Source organism: Sphingomonas sp. PvP018, assembly GCF_017876865.1.
In the GTDB taxonomy this organism is placed as follows: domain Bacteria; phylum Pseudomonadota; class Alphaproteobacteria; order Sphingomonadales; family Sphingomonadaceae; genus Sphingomonas; species Sphingomonas aerolata.
Map to the genome: position 1 here is coordinate 785151 of NZ_JAGIOU010000001.1, position 19765 is coordinate 804915.

Consider the following 19765-nt stretch of genomic DNA (forward strand, 5'->3'; position numbering starts at 1 on the left):
ATAAAAGCCGAATTGATGCGTTTCTCACCGAATCGACGCGACTTAGATCGTGATCGCTGGTGAAGGGGCCGGAATGCGAATCGCAATTATTGCGCATCTCAAATATGCCATCCGCGAGCCTTTTGCCGGTGGCCTCGAGATGCATACGCACCTGTTGGCGACCGCGTTACGCCGACGTGGACATGCGGTCACAGTATTCGCATCGATGAAATCCGATCCGGCAATGGGGCTCGAGGCGATCTGCGACGAAACCTCGCTTCTCGAAACCGGCACCGCCGAAGCGCAGGACGTGACGTTCTTCCGCGAACACCATGCCTATTTGCGGCTGATGAGCATGCTGCGGAACCGGCGGTTCGACGTCATCCACAACAACTCTCTCCACTATCTTCCCGTCTCGATGGCAGAAACGCTCGACACGCCGATGGTCACGACGCTGCACACGCCCCCGTTCTGCTGGCTGGAAAGCGGCATCCGCCTCTGCAAGTCACCATCGATGCGCTTCGTTGCCGTATCTGATACGATCCGTGGTCTGTGGAGCCACGTGACGCCGATCGACCGGACGATCCCGAACGGTATCGACCTTGCGAGCTTCCCCTTCCAACCTGCCGCAAGTCCCGACCGCTATCTCGTCTGGTATGGGCGGATCGTCGCCGAAAAGGGCCTTCATCTGGCGATCGACGCGGCGAGGCTGGCAGGCTATCCGCTCCGCATCGCCGGACCGATCTCCGATCCGGACTATTATGCGGCCGAGATCCTGCCGCGGCTCGGCGCCGACGTCACGCATGTCGGGCATCTCGAGCATGCGGCACTCGGCGCGCTCGTCGGCGGCGCGAGTGCGTTCCTCTGTACGCCCCGCTGGGAAGAACCGTTCGGGCTGGTGGTCGCCGAAGCCCTCGCGTCCGGGACGCCCGTCGCCGCCTTTGCGCGCGGCGCGATTCCGGCGCTCCTCGACGAGTCCTGTGGCACGCTCGCACGCGCGGACGATGTCGCATCGCTCGCGGATGCCGCGCGGCGGGCGGTGCTGCTCGACCGCCGTGCCTGCCGCCTGCGGGCGGAGGCGATCTGCGACGCCGACGTCATGATCGACCGCTATGAGGATTTGTACGAAGAGATGATCCAGCCGACGCGCCACGCCGCACGGGGCCGCGCGTCTGACTATCCGATCACATTGGCGGGGGCGGCATGACGGACGCCCGCTTCTGCGTATGCGTGCCCGCGCGTGACGAGGCAGACCGTCTGCCAATTCTGCTCGACGCCCTCGCGCGACAGGACGTGGATGGACCGATCCGCGTCTCGATCTTGATCAACAACACCGTCGATGACAGCGTCGCCGCGGTGGCCCGGGCACAGGCAGCCTGGGGCGAGCGACTGCATCTCGCCGTGGCCTGCCACGATATTCCGCCCGAGCGCGCGCATGCCGGCACCGCGCGACGCCTGGCGATGGACGCCGGCTTGGCACGCATCGATCCGGATCGCGGCGTTCTAATTTCCACCGATGCCGATACCCGGCCGCCGTCCGACTGGATCTCGGCGATGCTGCGCGCGATCGACGCGGGGCTCGATATCGTCGGCGGCCGGATCGTCGTCGACGATGCCGAACCGCTCGCGGCGGACATGAACGCGATGCAGGTCAAGCTCGACCGCTACTGGGCCTGTGTTCGCGCGATCGAGGACGACATTGATCCGTGCCGCTGGGATCCGGCACCCCGTCACGGCGACCATACCGGCGCGAGCCTGGCGATTCTTGCTCCGCTCTACCGTACGGCAGGCGGCGTTCCGGCAATCCCTGCAGGGGAAGACCGTGCACTGGTCGAGGCGGCGGTCGCGGCAGGTGGTCGCCTTGGCCATCCGATGAGCGTGTGGACCCGTGTGTCCGCGCGCACCATCGGTCGCGCGACCGGGGGCATGGCGGACCATATGCAGGCGCTGTCCGATCGGGTGGCGCGCGGCGAGTCCACTTTTCTGCCGTCGTTCGATCAGTGGCGCGCACGCGCGGCGTGGCGACGGATGCGACGCGACCAGCCGGGCGGTGATGCAGGAGTCGCGCGCGATGAACCCCTGCTCCCGCCAATGCGCTGCGACATGCCGCTGGGGCTCGACCGATGAGTGGCCCGACTGGACGGCCAGCCGCCGCGACGCCGTCCCTCGACCTCGTCGAGACGCTCGCGTCCTGCGGCGAGCGTTATGATGCCGCCCCCATGTTTCCCGCGGACAGCATGGCCGCACTGGTCCGCCACGGCCTGCACCGGCGGTTCGTCCCGCGGGCGCTCGGTGGGCAGGCCAATGGTGCACCGGATGAACTGCTCGATGCGTTGCGGACGGTCGGACGCGGCGACCTCAGCGTCGGGCGGCTGTTCGAAGGCCATGTCAACGCGCTCGCGCTGTTCGACTGGTATGCCTCGGCGGATCAACTTGCCTGGCTCGATACCGAACTCGACCGCGGCGCCTGGTTCGGCGTCTGGGCGACCGAACCCCCGCCCGGCGTCGCGGTGGTCGGCAGTCCTGACGGCCCTGTGCTCGATGGGGCCAAGCACTTCGCAAGCGGAGCCGGCGGTATCGATTACGCAATCGTCACCGCGCGTCCGGCAACGGGCCAGCGTCCGGTCGTCGTCATCCCGGCCAATGATCCCCTGCGTACCGACGCGTCCCGCTGGCGCGTACGCGGCATGCGTGCGAGCATGAGCGGTCGCTATGAATGTTCGGGCTATCCCGCCGGCGTCATGCAGACCCTGGGCGCACCAGGCGACTATGACCGCGAACCCCGGTTCACCGCGGGCGCATGGCGGTTCCTGGCGGTCCAGCTTGGCGGCATGGAGGGGCTGCTGACCGAGACCCGGCGCGCCTTGTCCGACGCCGCGCGCGGCGACCCCGTCCAGCGTGCGCGCTTCGCCGAGGCGGTAGTTGCCGCGCGCACCGCCTACCTCTGGGTCCGTGAGGCTGCGGGACGTGCCGCGCGTGAGGAGGCGGACGCCATCGTCTTCGTCCAGATGACGCGCGGTGTCGTCGAGCGTGCCGCGCTTGACGTCATGGAAGCCGCCGCCCGTCTGCTCGGTACGCGCAGCGCGTTTGATGGTGAGCGTGCGGACAAGATCAGCCGCGACCTTAGCCTCTATCTGCGTCAGGCAGGCCCTGATTATGCGCGCGATCAGGCGGCGCTCGCCTGGCTCGACCGCGACGTCTGGGGCGCCGGTGACCGCTTGTGGTGACCCCCGCGACTGCACTGAGCCGAAGTCCCTGGCGCAGCGCGCGGTGGCTGGTGCTCGCGCCGCACGCCGATGATGAAACGCTCGGCACAGGGGCATTGATCGTCGATACGGCGGCGCGCAATCGCCTTGCCGGGGTGATGATCCTGACCGACGGATCGGGTTCGCATCCCTGCCCGACGCCGGCGGATCGTAGCGCGCTTATCCGGCGACGGCGCAGTGAGGCACGACATGCCGTCGCGCTGTTGACCGGCGAACGGCGGATCGTCCCGCGGTTTCTCGACTGGCACGATGCAAACCCGCACCGCCCCGGAAGCGCCGCGTTCCGTCGGTCCGTGCGGCAACTCGCGGCCCTGTTGCGCCGGCACGCGGTCAACGCGATTGCGACCACCGCGGCAGGCGAGCCGCATTGCGATCATGCCGCGTGCTTCACGCTTGCGGTGCATGCTGCGTACGCGGCGCGCAGGCCGGTCGCGATCTTCGAATATGCCGTCTGGGGCGAACGCCCCGCGGGCAAGCGCGTCGTCCGCACCGCGGCGATGCCGACCGGCCGGCGCAGCGCCGCGCTTCGCGCGCACCGCAGCCAGTTGACCGGATTGATGGGCGACGGCTTTCGCCTGCCGCGCGCGCAGCAGCGCATGCCGGGCACCGATCTCCTCTATCTAGCGAACCGATATGCGACCCGACCATAGCCTCGACGCGCGCTATTTCGACGACGTCTTCACCGGCGACGACGATCCCTGGTCGCTCGCCTCGAGCCCGTATGAAGCCGCAAAGTTCGACGCGACGATCGGCGCTATCGACGATCGGCGCTATCGTTCGGCCCTCGAGATCGGCTGCGCCCACGGCGTGCTGACCGCTCGGCTCGCGCCTTTGTGCGATACCCTGACCTCGATCGACATCAGCCTGCGTGCAGTCGAGCTTGCCCGGTCGCGCTGCGCCGCACTGTCCAATGTCACGATCACGCGCTGTAGCTTCCCGGCCGAGTCACCCGAAGGCGCGTTCGATCTCGTCGTGCTGTCGGAGGTCGTCTATTACTGGGACGATGCGGATATCGAGCGCGCAGCCGCCGCGATCCGCGCCAGCGCTACGCCCGATTGCCGGATAATGCTCGTGCACTGGACGGGCGATACCGACTATCCACAGACCGGCGACGCAGCCGTCACCAAGCTGCGCGACCGGCTCGACGGGATCGCGGTCGAGCATGGCGAGCGAACCGACGCGTACCGCCTCGACCTGTGGTCCCTGCGATGACGCCGCTCTCCGTCCTGACCCTCGTCAAGGACCGCGAACCCCATCTGATCCAGCTGATCGAGGGCCTGAAACGGAGCGCGGTCGCCCCCGCCGAACTGATCGTCGTCGACATGAGCAGCACCCCGGTCGCGCAGCCGGAGGCGCCCTTCCCCGTCTACGTCCATCGGCTGCAGACCGGCACCCTCGCGCTTGCCGCCGCGCGCAACCTTGCAGCACGGCACGCGACATCCGCACATCTGCTGTTTCTCGACGTCGACTGTATCCCGATGGCGCAGTGCCTTGGCAGGATGGGTGCGGTACTCGATGAGGACGATGCGTTGCTCTGCGCGGATATCCGCTATCTCGGACCCGACGACGCGCGTTCGACGTGGAACGAAGAGGTCCTGCTGGCGACCGGGCGGCCACATCCGGTGCGCAGTTTTCCCGCAACGGGCACGCGGCGCGAAACCAATCCCGGCCTGTTCTGGTCGCTGGCGTTCGCGATCCGCCGGTCGCGGTTCGAGGAACTGGGCGGCTTCGACGAGGCTTTCGTCGGCTATGGCGCGGAAGACACCGATTTCGGCTTTCGTGCCGAACGTGCACAAACCCCGCTGATCTTCGTCGGCGGTGCGATCGCCTGTCACCAATATCACGACAGCTATGATCCGCCCGTCCAGCATCTCGACGACATCGTCCGCAACGCGACGATATTCAAAGCGCGTTGGGGCTGGTGGCCGATGCAGGGATGGCTTGACGCCTTTGTCGCGATGGGGCTGATCGACTATCGCGATGATGGCATCCGCATCCTGCGCCGTCCGAACGCCGCAGACCTGATCGCCGCGCATGTGGTCTAATCCTAGACGGCAGCACCAATCGGCAATGTGACCGAAGCGCAAAGCCCGCCGCCCGCGGCATCGTCGAGGACCAGCACGCCGCCATACAGCGCTGCGAGTTCGCGCGCGATCGCCAGGCCGAACCCATGGCCGTCCTCACGTTCGTCGAGCCGCACGCCAGCGTCGGTCGCCCGCTGGCGGTCCGCCAGCGCGATGCCCGGTCCATCGTCGACGACGCTGAGCCGGATCATGCCCTGATCGACCCTTGCGGCGACATGCACCGTCGTTCGCGCATGCCGTGCGGCATTGTCGATCAGATTGCCCGCCAGCTCGTCAAGATCCGCGGCATCGACCGCGACGTGCAGCGCCGGGTCGATCGCCGCATCGATCACGATGCTGCGCTCCATCCTCAGCCGCCGGATCGTCGACACCAGATCGGCGATCGCGGGGGCGAGTGCGGTGCTGCTCGCATGACCGCCGGCGATGTTGCGTGCCCGGGCAAGATGATGCCGGATCGTCGCGTCGATCCGGGCGAGCTGCGCCGCCTGGGCGGGATCGTCACGCACCGTGAGTGCAAGCGTCGCGACGGGGGTCTTCAGCGCGTGCGCCAGATTGGCCGCCGACGCGCGCGCGGTTGCGAGCGCCGCCGCGTTGTCCCGCGCCAGTGCGTTAAGTTCGATCGCGAGCGGACGAAGCTCGTCGGGCTGCGCTTCGGACACACCCGTGGCCCCCCTGCGCATCGCGGCGACACCGTCGCGCAATGCGCGCAGCGGTCGCAATCCGATCCGCACCTGCACCAGCGTCGCGATACCCAGCAGGATGCCAAGGATGCCGAGCGTCGCAAGCAACGGCACCACCGCCGCCCGGATCGGTCGGGCGACGACATCGCGCGGTGCCGCCGCGGTCAGCACCACCGGCCCCGCGTCGGTCGCGATCGAAATCCGCCGAGCGTGGACCCCGTCGCGTCCCTCCAGCGGCTGCGGACGCTCCTCGCCTTCCCCGCGCAGCGCGTCTCGCAGTGCCGGGCCACGCGTCCGCAGCGCCGGAAACTCGGCGGAACCTACGGTCTGTACCGGGCCGCTGATCTGCCATTGCCAGCCGGGGCCGGCATCGAGCAGGCCGCGAAGCCGCGTCAGTCTCGCCCGGTCGATCCGCCCATCGCCATCGACCGCACCGGCAAGCAGCGACAATTCGGCATCGAGCCGCTGGTCGAGCCCCTGGGTGACGAACCGCTGAAGCACGCCGACGATCGCCGCGCCCGCGACCGCAAGCGCGACGAGCGTGGCGAGTAGTGAAAGGCCGAGCATCCGCCCATGGATCGACCGCGGGATCAGCCTCATCGGGGTGTCGGCGTGGCGAGCCGGTAGCCCCGGCCACGCACGGTATCGATCAGCGACGCACCGATCTTCTTTCTCAGTCGACCCACGATCACCTCGAGGCTGTTCGAATCGACGTCCGCATCGCCCTCATAGACACGCTCCATCAGCGCCAGCCGCTCGATCACCGCGTCCTTCGACAGCATCAGCGCCGAGAGCACCCTCCATTCGAGCGCAGTCAGTTTGACCGGCAATCCGTCGAGCTCGAACTGGCCGGTCTGCGTCTCGAAGGCGAGCGGGCCGCATTCGAGCCGTGTGGCGCCATGCCCCGCCGCCCGGCGCACCAGCGCGCGCAGCCGCATGACGAGCTCCTCGACGCGGAATGGCTTGGTCATGAAGTCGTCGGCCCCCGCCTTGAACCCCGCGACCTTGTCCGACCATCCGTCACGCGCGGTGAGGATCAGCACGGGCAGGTCACGCCCGGCCGCACGCCAGTCCCGCAGGATCGTGACGCCGTCCCGCCCGGGCAGGCCGAGATCCAGCACGGCGGCGTCATAGGCCTCGGTGTCGCCCAGATGCCCTGCATCGACGCCGTTTGCGGCAAGATCGACCGCGCAGTTCTCGCCTCGCAAGGCCTTGGCGAGCGCGGGGCCGAGATCGGGATCGTCCTCGACGAGCAATATACGCATGACGACCTCGCTAGCTGTGAACGCTAAACCCAAACTGAACGGGGAAGTTCAGCGGGGCGTGGGGATGCGGTGCCTAGAAGCCGGTCATCGACACGAAGAGGAGACGATGAATGCCCCGTTTGATGGACACACTGAACCGCGGAACGCGGATGAAGCTCGCCGCTGCCGCCCTGCTTGCAGTCGGCGTCGCAGGCGGCGCCGGCGCCGTATCGCTGACGCGGCCCGGCATCGAGATGGCACCCACCACGCCGACCGCGATCGCCCGACTGTCTGGTACGAGCGGTGTGGTGACGGTGAAGGGCCGTGTGGTCGAGATCTTCGGTGACCGCTTCGTCCTCCAGGACGCAACCGGACGGACGATGATCGATGCCGGTCGCAACGGCGATGGCGTCACTGCCGGTGCGACGATGACGGTACAGGGTCGCTACGACAATGGGCAGCTGCGCGCGTCCTATCTGGTCGATCCGAATGGGCGGATCATCGCCGCCGGCCCCGCGGGCGGGCCGCCGCCGCATGGCCCCGGTGGTCCTCGCGGCCCCGGTGGTCCCGGCCACGATGGTCCGCCGCCCCCGCCACCGGGCGGCGCGAACTTGGCCCCTCCCGGGGCAATGGCGCCGTCCACCGTCCCAGGCTGTGTCCCATCCGTAACCGGTGTCACGCCGCCACCGGCACCCGTCGGCACACCCGTCGCGCAAACGCTACTCCGCGCACCGGCTGCCGCGGTAAATCGCTAGGATGGTTGCGATCCGCCACAACTGTGGCGGATCGAGTCCTCAGGCCAATCGCGAATGACCGGCACCCTCCGTACCGCTTCCGCCGTCAGGCCGAAGCGGTACGGTGTTCGTCTTTCGAAGGCCGCAGGGCACGCGCCATGCCGAGGATCAGGACGACGGGTCGGAGCATGAACATCGGCGCGACCGACAGCGTGCCGACCATGAAGACCGCCGCGATCGAGCCGCCACCCAGAAACCGCACGACGCGTTCGCCGCTGACCGGCGCCCCGCACCGCAGGAACGCCAGCGTCAGCGCGGCGGCGGCGGCGATCCGCAACAGCCGGATCGTCCCGGGTGCGGTGATCCCGAGATCCCGGCGATAGCGAAACGCGGAGGCCGCGAGCAGCATCCAGCCCGCCAGTGTGACGATGATCGTTTCAAGCATGAACCACTCCACGGGCAGGACGTCGTACCGGAGCCGCCGGACGAAGATGCGCGACACGCCATGCTGCCATCCCCAGCACGGTGGCGATCGCGAGCATGGTCAGGTCGAACCCGGCAAATACCGGATCGTCGCCGCGCAATGAGGCCGGCAGACCGCGCGCGGTCGTGACGGCATTGATGACCGGAATTGCGACAAAGGCGATGGCGCCGATCGCGAAGCCCTCGATCCAGGCGCGCCGCGGCGATCGGGCCAGCTGCATGACTGCGACCGCGCCCCAGGCCCAGAACATCGCGGCGACTTCGCCATCCGCGCGCCCGGCCGCATCGGCAGGAATCACCCGGTTCGCCAGGAGATACGCTGCCATCCCGACCGGCAGCCCGGCAATCACCGCGATGTTCAATCGCTCGACGAGCGTCAGCCCCGGGAACGGCGCCGCGCCCGGCCGCCGCCGCTTGGTCGTCCAGAGCAACAGGCCCGTACCGACCATGGCGGCGCCGGTTAGGCCGAGCAGGCAATAGGCCCAGCGCAGCCCGGTACCCGCATAGCTCGCAACGTGCAGACCGAGCATCACCCCCGCAGTCATCAGCGCGGGCCCGGTGCCGCCCGATCGCTCGAGCATTTGCCCGGTGCTTCCCGAATAGGTCACCGATGGCAGCCGCGCATTGATCGACACGCTGGCATGTCGATAGACGGTCACCGTTGCCGCACGATCATTCGGATGGCGCACCACGACCCGGGTCGCAGGTGCGCCGAGTACTGCTTCGGCCTTCTCGATCATCGGCCCGATCGGCAGCAGCGGTGCGGCAATGCCGGTCGCGGCGTGCTCGGTCGGAATGCCGAATGCGACCGCCCCGTAATCGAGCGGCGTCTTGTAGTTCACCATCGCCGGCCACGGCATGTACATCGCCACCAGCGTGATCAGCCCGGTATAGGTGATCATCGCATGATAGGGCAGCGCGAGCACGGCCGAGACATTATGCGCATCGAGCCAGCTTCGCTGTCCCTTGTTCCAGCGCAGCGTGAAGAAATCGGCAAAGATCCGCTTGTGCGTGATCACCCCCGACACGATCGCCGCCAGCATCACCATCGCACACAGTCCGGCCAGCCAGCGCCCCCAGGGATAGGGCAGCTGAAGCTGGAAGTGGAACCGATAGAAATGCTCGCCGCCGCGTGTTTCGCGGGCACGGACCGGCTCCCCGCTGCGAGGATCGAGCGTGAGTTCGGCGGGACGTGGCGGTGCCGTCGACGTCGGACTCCGCTGCTCGAACACGCGCGTCACCGCCGAGCGGGCATCGGGAAGGTAGAGGAACCACTGGACGTCGTCCCCCGCGCCGATCCGCTGCAGATAGGTCATCGCGCCTTGCGCGGCCTGCGCAGGCGACACCGTGCTCGCGCGGATTTCGGGTTGCATCCACTGGGTGATTTCGGGCCGGAAATAGCTTGCCGTCCCCGTCAGGAACATCGCGAACAACAGCCATCCCGCGAGCAGTCCCAGCCACCCATGGATCCACGCCATGCTCTGCCGCAGCGGCAACGCAGCCGTCATGGGCGGACGCCGAGCAAGGCCAGTGCCAGACCGATCGCCACGCTGCCGCCCCAGATGCCGAGCATGACGCGCATCACGCGGGGCTCGTGAAAGCTCCAGAGCACGGCGATTGCGTAGACCAGGAACGAGAGGATCATTCCCCAGCTGGTCGCCTCGGCACGGTCCACTGGCAGCAGCCGCGCGATCAGCGTGGCAACCGCGGAGGCCAGGACATAGCCACCGACCAGCGCGGTCCCGATCCGGGCAATCATCGGCACGACCGCAGGACGCAACCGACGCCGCGGCGACGTTGCCGTTCGCCTTAGGTCCGGCGTGCGCTGCGGGGTGGCCTGCATGCTCATGCCCTACAGAAGTTTGCGAGTGGTTATCAATAGCAAAGTTGTTGCACGATATCCGGTCAGGTCCGAGAGTAGCAGGTGACGGGGGAAATCCGCCGCGGCGATGCGATCCATGGATATAAACGCGCGGTCTATCGCTGAACGGGGCAAGGGTGTGCGCATGCAGGACGCCGCCCGATGAAAGGTCCGCGCATGGAAGCTGCCAACGTCTTCAAGAAGCTTGAGATCGAACTCAAGCCCGATCCTTCGCGAACGGTGATCCGCCCGTTCAGCTTCAGCTACCCCGAGGCATTTGCGGCCGACCGTCCATCGCGGGCGCAAAAGGTGGCGCAGCGGGTGATGGCACTCGACCCCGCGCTGCGCAAACGCATGGTCGAACTGCTCGCAAAACCGATGGAGGAGCGGCATCGCAATGCCGATGAAGTCTTCCGCCGCCGCTTTGCCGAAGTTCGGGACAAGCTTGATATCGGCGACATCGACGCCGACGAGGCGCTGCTGCTCGGCGCCTATTTCAGTCAGGAATATGCATTCGAGTCGGCGGCCCTGTTCAACCCGAGCATCGCGCGGATCGACGACGAACCCGCATCGGCCACGGGCGGCGTCAAATTCGTGCTGTCGTTGCGCGGCATCGGCGAAGGACATATTTCCTCGGTCACGTTCCGGACTGGCGAATGGGGCCCCGACGATCGCCTCGTGATCGATCCGGCAAGCCCGCATGGTGTGCCGCCACGAATCGACCGCAACCAGGATGGCTGGGTCCGGCTCTTATGCGACGACAGCCAAGATGCGTCGGAAACGGTCATCTTTCCCGTGCTGCCCAGCCAGCGCCAGGGTGTCGAGGATTTGCGCCTCGTCAATTTTACCGATCATGACGGCGTTCGCAGCATCATCGGGACCTATACCGCGTTCGACGGACGCAAGGTTCAGCAGGAAATGCTCCGCGGCGTCGACATGCGGACCTTCGAAATGCGCCCCCTCGCCGGCGCCATGACCGGCTACAAGGGCATGGCGCTGTTCCCGCGCCGGATCGATGGCCAGTTCGTGATGCTCGGACGGCAGGACAGCGAGACGATCTGGCTGCTCCGCTCGGACGATCTTTACACCTGGGAGCGCGGGACGCCGATCATGGCACCGAAATATCCGTGGGAATTCGTGCAGCTTGGCAATTGCGGATCCCCGATCGAGATCGACGAGGGCTGGCTGGTCTTCACCCACGGCGTCGGCATGGTCCGCGGCTATTGCATCGGCGCATGCCTGCTCGACAAGGCGGACCCCAGCCGCGTGCTGGCGCGCACGCCCTCCCCGCTCCTGTTCCCGAGCGCGGAGCAGCGTGGCGGCTATGTGCCGAACGTCACCTATAGCTGCGGCGGGCTGTTGCAGGGTCGCCGGATCCTGCTGCCCTATGCGATCGGCGACGAATATACCGCGTTCGCCACCGCACAGGTCGATGATATCCTGTCGGTCATGGCACCCGCCTGACGCATAGGCAGGTTCGGGCGCGGCCGCCGAGCGCCGCGCCCGATCTCGTCAGAAGCTGATGTTGAAGCGCGCGTAATAATAGCCGCCGTTGATGCCGTAGGGACTGAACGTCAGCGGCCCGTCGAGAACATTGGCGTCGTTGACCAGCGAGTTGGTCGACCCCGGCACCAGCCCGACGGTCGGCGGCCGCTTGTTGAACAGGTTGTTGGCACCGACCGACAGCTTGAGTGCGGCGGTGAGATCGTAGTTGAGTTCGACGTCGCCGATGAACGCCGACCCGACCGTCTGCTTGTAATATGCGCCGCCATCCGGGGTCAGATACGCCGTCGTCTTGCCGTAGACGGTCCCGCGCAGCGTCGCACCGAACTTGTCGAGCGCATAGACGATCGAACCGATCACCTTGGTCTTGGGCGACGCCGTCTCGAGATAGCTGATCGCCTCCTGGTCAAAGAGCGGGATGCCGCCGAGCGTCGCAGGCGCCGCATTCAGTCTGAGCGCCTTGGTCTCGTTATAATTACCCGACAGCATCCAGTTCACTTTGCCATAGTCCGCAAGATCGGTGACGTAGCTCGCCACCAGATCGATGCCGCGGGTCCGCGTGTCCGCGCCGTTGGTGAAGATGTTGATCCCGGTCTGATTGACGGTCGGGTCGAGGATGTTGCCATTCGCCCGAATGGCCGCGGTCACGATCGGGAAGTTCGTCGCACCACCGCTGCCGTACAGAGAGCCGGTCCCGAGAATGCGGTCGCGGATCTTGACCTGATAGGCGTCGATCGTGATCGTCAGGCGCGGTGCCGGGCGCAGCACGGTCCCCAGGCTGAAATTGGTCGATTTCTCCGGCTTGAGATTGGCAAACCCCAAGAGCTTGGCCGCGGCGGAATTGGCCGGCAGCTGCACGAACGCGGACGTCGGCGAGACATTGGTCGCGGAATAATAGGACTCCGCGAGCGTCGGCGCCCGGAACCCGGTCGAGACCGTGCCGCGCAGCGCGAACGAATCCGAAAAGTCGTACCGGCTCGTCCCCTTGTAGATGAACTTGCTGCCGAAGTCGGAATAATGTTCATAGCGCCCGGCGACATCGACCTTCAGCCCGTCGATCGGCATCATCGCGACATCGACATAGGCCGCCTGGCTGTTGCGGCCGTTCACGCCCGCATCGGATGGCCGGAACCCGGGATAGGATTGCCCGCCCTCCTTGTAGATCGATGCGGCATCGCCCGAGCCGATCTCGTACACGTTCTTCCGATACTCCGCGCCGAATGCGAGGTTTAGCGGGGCCGCCATGCCCACCGCGATCTCGCGCGTGACATCGGCGTTCGCGGTGAACGCAGTCGCCTTGAAGAAGCCATTATAGAAGCTCGTCGGCGTAAATCCGGTATCCGCGTAGAGCGAGGCGTTGGCGGAATCGACGGTGTAGATCAGGTTCTTGTCCTGCCCGAAACTGGTCGACAGGTCGTAGTTGAAGCCGCTCAGCAGCCCGCGAACCCCGCCGGTAAACGCCATGTCGTCCTCGCGGATCTTCTCGCGCGGGGAAAAGCCGTTGACCGGGCTGTCGCCGTCAGGATCGAAATAGGTCGTGACCCCGCCGACCGTCCGCGAGACCCGCGTCGGGACACGCAAATTCTCGTACGCGCTGGCGATGCGCTTCGAATAGGTGCCGAAACTATACACCTCCGCCGCGCCGAAGTCGTAGGCGCTGTTAAATTGCAGGTTGGTGAGGCGGGATTGCGCATCGCCGTTGATCCGGTTGACGTACGGGAAGCCCGAAATATTCGGGTAGAGCTGCTGTTGCAGGGGACTTAGCGCCGGCGACGTCGTGCCGGTCAGCAACTTGCCATCACCGTCCGTCACCCGCCGGTCGAGACCGCCGACCTGCGTGAAGTCGTGATAGCGGTGAAAGGCCGTCACATTGAGGAACCCGTCCTCGCCGATCTTCGTCGCGAGATGCAGCGTCCCGGCATAGGTCCGCCCGCCCGTCTGGTAATTCTCGCCCGCGGTCGCATAGCCATCGCCGCCCGTATCGCCGTCCTTCAGGATGATGTTGATAACCCCGGCGATCGCATCCGAGCCATATTGCGCCGCCGCGCCGTCTTCCAGAACCTCGATCCGCTTGATCGACGAGGGGGAGATCAGGTCCAGATCCGCGGTCGCCGCACCCTGATAGGGCCCGCCGAGCACTGCGAGGTTGGCGGTCCCATGCCGGCGCTTGCCGTTGACGAGCACCAGTGTGTGGTTGGGGCTCAGCCCGCGCAGCCGGGCGGACAGCGTCAGGTTCGCGGTGTCGCCGCCAAATGCCTGCGCGGTGAAGGACGGGACCAGCTGCGTCAGGATCTGGTTCAGATTGGGCTGGCCGACATGGCTCATCATATCGGCATCAAGCACCTTGATCGGCGCCGCGCTTTCGGCAGCAGTAATGCCGGTCGCACGCGTCCCCGTCACGATGATGTCGTCGGGGATGTCGTCGGACGCATCACTTGTCGGCGGGCTGGCCGATCCTACCGTGGCGGAGTTTTTCGTCTGGGCAAGCTCTTGGGCACTGGCCGAAACATGCCCCCCAGCAGCAAGGGCAACGATCAAGGCGTGACGCGAGATATGATGAGCAATCTTCATTAGGCTACCCCCGAATGGTGAGCGCCTTTTCGGATCCTTCCCCCAAGTCCATCGACGATTTACGTCGTTTGCTCACGCAATACTGGCCGTGCCGAAATCAATCCTTTGTCATGGGCCCGGGATGTTGCCGGGATCCGTTGCGCATGCTCGGGTCTCCAAATTTTGAATGCAACCGATTCAGGGTAACGAGATCGTATCCGCACGCGTTTTCGGACCGAAAATTCGGACTTGTTACATTTCTGCAACGATCCGGTCATACCGCTCCTAGGGTCAATTCCGCGATTCCGCCGCGTCACTTGCCGCCGGGACGCGTTGAGGCCTCGACCTTCACCATTTTTCGAGACCCGGAGACGCCCGATGCCCAAGACCCTGATCGCCGACCTGTTCGTCGAGACGCTCGAACTTGCCGGCGTCGAGCGCATCTATGGCGTGGTCGGCGACAGCCTGAACGGTCTCACCGAAGCGCTCAGGCGGCGCGGAACGATTGAATGGGTGCACGTCCGCAACGAGGAAGCGGCGGCCTTTGCGGCCGGCGCCGAAGCGCAACTCACCGGCAAGCTCGCGGTCTGCGCTGGCTCCTGCGGGCCGGGCAACCTGCATCTGATCAACGGGCTGTACGACTGCAACCGGACCCGCGTGCCCGTGCTGGCGATTGCGGCGCAGATACCGAGCGCGGAAATCGGCTCCAATTATTTCCAGGAAACCCGTCCCGAGGCGCTGTTCCGCGAATGTAGCGTCTATTGCGAGACGATCTCCGATGCCGATCAGATGCCGCGCACGCTCGACACAGCGATCCGTGCCGCAGTCGGCCATCGTGGCGTCGCAGTCGTCGCGATGCCGGGTGATGTCGCATTGCGAACGACCACGGGCGTTATCGCCCGATCCCGCACCGCGTTGCTGCCCGAAGCTGCCACGATCATCCCCGATCAGGACTCGCTCGCCCGCCTTGCCGCGCTGCTGAACGACGCCGGCAAGGTGACCATCCTCGCGGGTCGCGGCTGTCGGGGGGCGCATGCGCAACTCGTCGCGCTTGCCGGCGTGCTCCAGGCACCGGTCGTCCATGCACTCGGCGGCAAGGAATTCGTCGAATATGACAATCCCTATGATGTCGGCATGACCGGGCTGATCGGCTTCTCGTCGGGCTATGACGCGATGATGGCTTGCGACACGCTGCTCATGCTTGGGACCGACTTCCCCTATCGCCAATTCTATCCGGAAAAGGCGAAGGTGGCGCAGATCGACCTGCGGCCCGAAAATCTCGGGCGCCGCACCGCGATCGATCTCGGACTGGTCGGCGACGTCGGCGCGACGATCGACCATCTGCTGCCGCTGCTGACACGCGAGCGCGGCGGCGCCTTCCTGCGCGACGCACGCGAGGATTACGCCAAGTCGCGCAAAGGCCTGGACGAGCTCGCGACCGGCACCCCGGGCAGCGGCGTGATCCACCCGCAGCATGTCGCGCGCGTCGTCAGCGACCTGGCAAGCGACGACGCCGTCTTTGCATGTGATGTCGGCACCCCGACCGTCTGGGCAGCGCGCTACCTCGAGATGAACGGCCGCCGCCGACTGATCGGGTCGTTCAACCATGGCTCGATGGCAAACGCCCTGCCCCAGGCGATCGGCGCGCAGGCCGCCTATCCCGGCCGTCAGATCGTCAGCCTGTCGGGCGATGGCGGCCTTGCGATGCTGATGGGCGAATTGCTGACCGTTCGGCAGCTCGGTTTGCCGGTGAAGATCATCGTCTTCAACAACGGCACGCTCGGCTTTGTCGAAATGGAGATGAAGGCGGCGGGGATGATCGAGACCGGCGTCGCGCTCGACAATCCCGATTTCGCCGCGATGGCGCGTGCGATCGGTCTGCACGGTGTCCGCGTTACCGACCCTGGCGAAGTCGAGGCGGGCGTCCGCGAGGTGCTTGCGCATCCGGGCCCTGCGCTGCTCGATGCCGTCACGGCGCGCACCGAACTGTCGATGCCGCCCAAGATCACGCTCGAACAGATGAAGGGCTTCACGCTCTATATGGCGAAAGCGGTGATGAACGGTCGTGGGGATTCGATCGTCGAGCTCGGCAAGACCAATGCCGGACTGTTCAAGACGCTGTTCTGAAACAGGTCCGGGGTGCGGCGGCTGCCGCACCCCGGGACTGCTCGATACTTGGGTTCAGCCGTGCAGCGAGCGGCGGAACGTCTCGGGCAGGAAGACCAGACCGACCAGCGCGGTGACCGCACAGGCCAGGATCGGGTACCAGAGCCCGTAATAGATGTCCCCGGTTGCCGCGACCATCGCGAAGGCCGCGGTCGGCAGGAAGCCGCCGAACCAGCCATTGCCGATATGATAGGGCAGCGACATCGACGTGTAGCGGATTCGCGTCGGGAACAATTCGACCAGCAGCGCGGCGATCGGGCCATAGACCATCGTCACGTACAGCACGAGCAGGACCAAAATCGCGACGACCATCGGCTTGTTAATCTGCGCCGGGTCCGCCTTTTCGGGATAGCCGACCGCGGTCAGTGCGGTCTTCACCTCGGCCCCGAACGCCTTGATCGCTGCAGTACGATCGGGCCCCGTCACGATCGCCGGATTGACGACCGGAATGGTCGCGCCGCCGATGTGGATCTGTGCGACCGTGCCCGCCGGTGCGACGACGTTGGTGTAGGAAATGCCCGCCTTGGCCAGATACGACTTGGCGATGTCGCACGAGCTGCTGTCGAACTTATTCTTGCCGACCGGATCGAACTGCACCGAGCATTCGTCGGGGTTGGCGACGACGCTGACCGGCGACGACAGCTGCGCGGCATAGAGCGCGGGATTGGCCGCCTTCGACAGCGCGTGGAACAGCGGCATATAGGTCAGTGCGGCGAGCGCACAGCCGGTCAGGATGATCCATTTCCGCCCGACCTTGTCCGATAGCCAGCCGAAGAAGATGAACGCCGGCGTCGCGATCAGCAGCGCGATTGCGATCAGGATGTTCGTCGTCGGCCCGTCGACGCGCAGATTTTTCTCGAGGAAGAACAGCGCGTAGAACTGGCTGGTGTAGAACACCACGCCCTGCCCCACGACCGCACCGAACAGCGCGATCAGCACGATCTTGAGGTTGCCCCATTTGGCAAACGCCTCGGTCAGCGGTGCCTTGGAGGTCTTGCCCTCCTCCTTCATCTTCTGGAACACCGGGCTCTCTTCGAGCTGCATCCGGATCCAGAGCGACACCGCGAGCAGCGCGATCGAGACGATGAACGGGATACGCCAGCCCCAGGCCGCGAACGCCTCCTCGCCGACGAGCGTGCGCACGCCGATGACGATCAGCAGGGCGGCGAACAGACCAAGCGACGCCGTGGTCTGGATGAAGCTGGTGAACAGCCCACGCTTCTTGTCGGGCGCATGCTCGGCGACATAGGTCGCAGCACCGCCATATTCGCCGCCGAGCGCGAGGCCCTGCAGCAGCCGCAGCACGACCAGCGCGATCGGCGCGGCGACGCCGACCGAGGCATAGCTCGGGAGCAGACCGACGAGGAAGGTCGACAGGCCCATGATCGCCATGGTCACGAGGAAGGTGTTCTTGCGCCCGACGACATCGCCGATCCGCCCGAACACCAGCGCACCGAACGGCCGCACTGCGAACCCGGCCGCGAACGCCGCGAGCGCGAAGATGAAACCGGTCGTCTCGTTGACGCCCGAGAAGAACTGCGCGGTGATGATCGTCGCGAGCAGCCCGTACAGATAAAAGTCATACCATTCGAACACCGCGCCGAGCGACGACGCGATAATGATCAGTGGCTGGCTCTGCTTCACGTGACCAAGGGGCGATGCGTCCCCTGTTGTCGTTGCCATGGCGGTATCCTCTCAAGTGGAGCGGTGGTGATTTTGGAACGTCGGGCGATCAGAACCCGTATTTGAAGGCGAATTCCATGCGGTCGAGCGCACCGGTGTCACCCGAAACCAGTTCGCGGACGGCGTGGCGATATTCGACGCCGATGTCGAAGCCCTTGCCAGGCGACCAGAACAGGTTGGCAGCACCGCCATAGGACTTGGCATTGGCCAGCCCCGTGACGATCACGCCGGCCGGATAATCGGCCGATTGGTAGCTGCCCATCAGCGTCGAGTGGATCGCATCGGTCCAGCCGATACGCAGTGCCGCGAAGCCCGCGAAATTGTCGATCCGCTCGAGCTGCGTCGCGGTGCCGCCGTAGATCGCATCGGGGACATATCCCAATCCCAGATACCGGCCGATGCCCTGCCCGTAGGTCGCCATGAAGCGCAGGTCGTGACGCTTGCCGATCGGGATCTTGCCGGACCCGGAAACGCCCCAGCCAAAGGCGGTATCGCCGCGGCCCAGCGTATCGGTGCGCAATTCGCGCGCGATGCCGGCCAGTGCGAAATCGCCCAGTGTCGACTTCCAGTTCAGCCGTGCCACCACGTCAGGCAGGCGGTCGTCATCCGTGTCGACCAGCGCCGCATTGGCGGGCAGCGCCGTTTCCGTTTCGGGATTCTCGACCGCGACCTGCAACGTCAGCCCGGTTCGCAAGGGGATGGAGTAGCGGATCAGCGCCTGACGGTTGAACACCGTGCCGTCCAGCGGGCCGACGAAATCGGTCGTTTCGGGCAGCACCGCGATGTTCTGGAAGGTGGACCATTCCTGCCCGACCAGCAGATTGCCATATTCGATGAAGCCACGGCGGAAAGTGGGCGTGTAGGGGTTGGTCGCGCGCTGGGCACCGACCGGCGCCGTCGCGAGCGCGAAATCGAACTCCACCAGCGTCTTTATGTCGGTACCGTTCATCGGAGTTGCCGTGCTGAACTGCAGGCGGGTCTGGCGCGCCGAGAGCAACAGGTCCTGGCTGGAGAACCCGCCGCCGACCGGGATCTGCTGCGGCAGGAAGAACTCCTTGCCCAGCCCCCCGACCGCGACCTCGCCACCGCTGTAGCGGCTGGCGATGGCGTTGAGGCGAACGAAACCGCCCAGCTTGACCGTCGTGTTCCCCATGCGAAAACCGTCGGTCGGTGCCGAATTTGTCGCGACAGGCTTGGCCTGGGCCACATTGGTCGCGCCGGGCGATCCGCCGGGCGATGCGGCCGGCGCCGTCACCTGCGACGCAGCGACGGCGGTCTGTGGGGGCACAGTCGGGGCCGCGGCGGCGGTTGCACGCGCTGCGGTCAACTCACCGCGAAGGTCCTGGACCGCTGCTTCGAGCGCCTTGAGCCGTGCTTCGAGTTCCGCCTCGCGCGCGGTCTGGCCAAAGGCGGCGCCCGGCGTCAGCCCGGCAAGGGCCGTGCCCAGCAGCAACGTCGTGAATACCGATCGTCTCATCCCAACCTCCTGGTTGCTCCACCGGTCTGACGCGTAGATGCAAGCAACACGACGA

The 19765-nt window shown here is 66.1% G+C and carries 17 protein-coding genes; 9 read left to right on the forward strand and 8 right to left on the reverse strand.

The genetic code is table 11. The features are described from left to right. Nucleotides 1-139 precede the first annotated feature (139 nt). Genes J3A66_RS03295 through J3A66_RS03320 form a run of 6 tightly spaced genes read left to right on the forward strand, consistent with a single transcriptional unit; the run spans nucleotide 140 to nucleotide 5290 of the window. Entirely contained in the window at nucleotides 140-1186 is a 1047-nt protein-coding gene (locus J3A66_RS03295; protein ID WP_245336937.1) for a glycosyltransferase, read from the forward strand. Continuing rightward, on the forward strand, nucleotides 1183-2106 hold the full coding sequence (locus tag J3A66_RS03300) for a glycosyltransferase (protein WP_209567122.1): 924 nt from the start codon (nucleotides 1183-1185) through the stop codon (nucleotides 2104-2106). The genes J3A66_RS03295 and J3A66_RS03300 overlap by 4 nt, the downstream gene beginning before the upstream one ends. Continuing rightward, the gene (locus J3A66_RS03305; protein WP_209567124.1) at nucleotides 2103-3206 is read left to right on the forward strand and encodes an acyl-CoA dehydrogenase family protein; all 1104 of its coding nucleotides are present in this window, start codon (nucleotides 2103-2105) and stop codon (nucleotides 3204-3206) included. Before J3A66_RS03300 ends, J3A66_RS03305 begins: the two co-directional genes overlap by 4 nt. Further along, complete coding sequence (locus J3A66_RS03310; RefSeq protein WP_342211158.1) at nucleotides 3203-3895, forward strand: PIG-L family deacetylase; 693 nt, start codon at nucleotides 3203-3205, stop codon at nucleotides 3893-3895. The genes J3A66_RS03305 and J3A66_RS03310 overlap by 4 nt, the downstream gene beginning before the upstream one ends. Next, nucleotides 3879-4457 carry an SAM-dependent methyltransferase gene (locus J3A66_RS03315; protein WP_209567126.1) on the forward strand — a complete coding sequence of 193 codons (579 nt, stop codon included), beginning with the start codon at nucleotides 3879-3881 and terminating at the stop codon, nucleotides 4455-4457. Before J3A66_RS03310 ends, J3A66_RS03315 begins: the two co-directional genes overlap by 17 nt. Next, nucleotides 4454-5290, forward strand: coding sequence for a glycosyltransferase (locus J3A66_RS03320; protein WP_209567128.1), 837 nt, complete (start codon nucleotides 4454-4456; stop codon nucleotides 5288-5290). The genes J3A66_RS03315 and J3A66_RS03320 overlap by 4 nt, the downstream gene beginning before the upstream one ends. Before the next feature lie 2 nt (nucleotides 5291-5292). On the opposite strand, the gene J3A66_RS03325 is transcribed toward J3A66_RS03320, so the two are convergent. Continuing rightward, nucleotides 5293-6609, reverse strand: a complete 1317-nt coding sequence (locus tag J3A66_RS03325; protein WP_245336693.1) for a sensor histidine kinase — start codon at nucleotides 6607-6609, stop codon at nucleotides 5293-5295. Further along, on the reverse strand, nucleotides 6606-7274 hold the full coding sequence (locus J3A66_RS03330; protein WP_056675974.1) for a response regulator transcription factor: 669 nt from the start codon (nucleotides 7272-7274) through the stop codon (nucleotides 6606-6608). Before J3A66_RS03330 ends, J3A66_RS03325 begins: the two co-directional genes overlap by 4 nt. Before the next feature lie 110 nt (nucleotides 7275-7384). Between J3A66_RS03330 and J3A66_RS03335 the strand changes: the two genes are divergently transcribed. Further along, entirely contained in the window at nucleotides 7385-8008 is a 624-nt protein-coding gene (locus J3A66_RS03335; protein WP_209567129.1) for a hypothetical protein, read from the forward strand. Between the two features lie 85 nt (nucleotides 8009-8093). Here the strand turns inward: J3A66_RS03335 and J3A66_RS03340 are convergent, their stop codons facing one another. Genes J3A66_RS03340 through J3A66_RS03350 form a run of 3 tightly spaced genes read right to left on the reverse strand, consistent with a single transcriptional unit; the run spans nucleotide 8094 to nucleotide 10313 of the window. Further along, nucleotides 8094-8432, reverse strand: a complete 339-nt coding sequence (locus J3A66_RS03340) for a hypothetical protein (RefSeq protein ID WP_209567132.1) — start codon at nucleotides 8430-8432, stop codon at nucleotides 8094-8096. Beyond that, complete coding sequence (locus J3A66_RS03345) at nucleotides 8425-9978, reverse strand: PepSY-associated TM helix domain-containing protein (protein ID WP_209567134.1); 1554 nt, start codon at nucleotides 9976-9978, stop codon at nucleotides 8425-8427. Before J3A66_RS03345 ends, J3A66_RS03340 begins: the two co-directional genes overlap by 8 nt. After that, nucleotides 9975-10313: a hypothetical protein gene (locus tag J3A66_RS03350; protein ID WP_209567136.1), complete on the reverse strand. Its 339-nt coding sequence runs from the start codon at nucleotides 10311-10313 to the stop codon at nucleotides 9975-9977. The genes J3A66_RS03345 and J3A66_RS03350 overlap by 4 nt, the downstream gene beginning before the upstream one ends. Before the next feature lie 195 nt (nucleotides 10314-10508). Between J3A66_RS03350 and J3A66_RS03355 the strand changes: the two genes are divergently transcribed. Continuing rightward, complete coding sequence (locus J3A66_RS03355; protein ID WP_209570374.1) at nucleotides 10509-11795, forward strand: glycoside hydrolase family 130 protein; 1287 nt, start codon at nucleotides 10509-10511, stop codon at nucleotides 11793-11795. A gap of 48 nt (nucleotides 11796-11843) precedes the next feature. On the opposite strand, the gene J3A66_RS03360 is transcribed toward J3A66_RS03355, so the two are convergent. Continuing rightward, nucleotides 11844-14405 carry a TonB-dependent receptor gene (locus J3A66_RS03360; RefSeq protein WP_209567138.1) on the reverse strand — a complete coding sequence of 854 codons (2562 nt, stop codon included), beginning with the start codon at nucleotides 14403-14405 and terminating at the stop codon, nucleotides 11844-11846. Nucleotides 14406-14762: 357 nt separating this feature from the next. Between J3A66_RS03360 and poxB the strand changes: the two genes are divergently transcribed. Continuing rightward, nucleotides 14763-16511, forward strand: a complete 1749-nt coding sequence (poxB, locus tag J3A66_RS03365) for a ubiquinone-dependent pyruvate dehydrogenase (RefSeq protein WP_209567140.1) — start codon at nucleotides 14763-14765, stop codon at nucleotides 16509-16511. Nucleotides 16512-16565: 54 nt separating this feature from the next. Here poxB and J3A66_RS03370 read toward each other — a convergent pair whose 3' ends face one another. Next, nucleotides 16566-18233, reverse strand: a complete 1668-nt coding sequence (locus J3A66_RS03370; RefSeq protein ID WP_209567143.1) for an MFS transporter — start codon at nucleotides 18231-18233, stop codon at nucleotides 16566-16568. 49 nt (nucleotides 18234-18282) lie between these two features. After that, nucleotides 18283-19710, reverse strand: a complete 1428-nt coding sequence (locus J3A66_RS03375; RefSeq protein ID WP_152555342.1) for a DcaP family trimeric outer membrane transporter — start codon at nucleotides 19708-19710, stop codon at nucleotides 18283-18285. Between the last annotated feature and the right edge of the window lie 55 nt (nucleotides 19711-19765).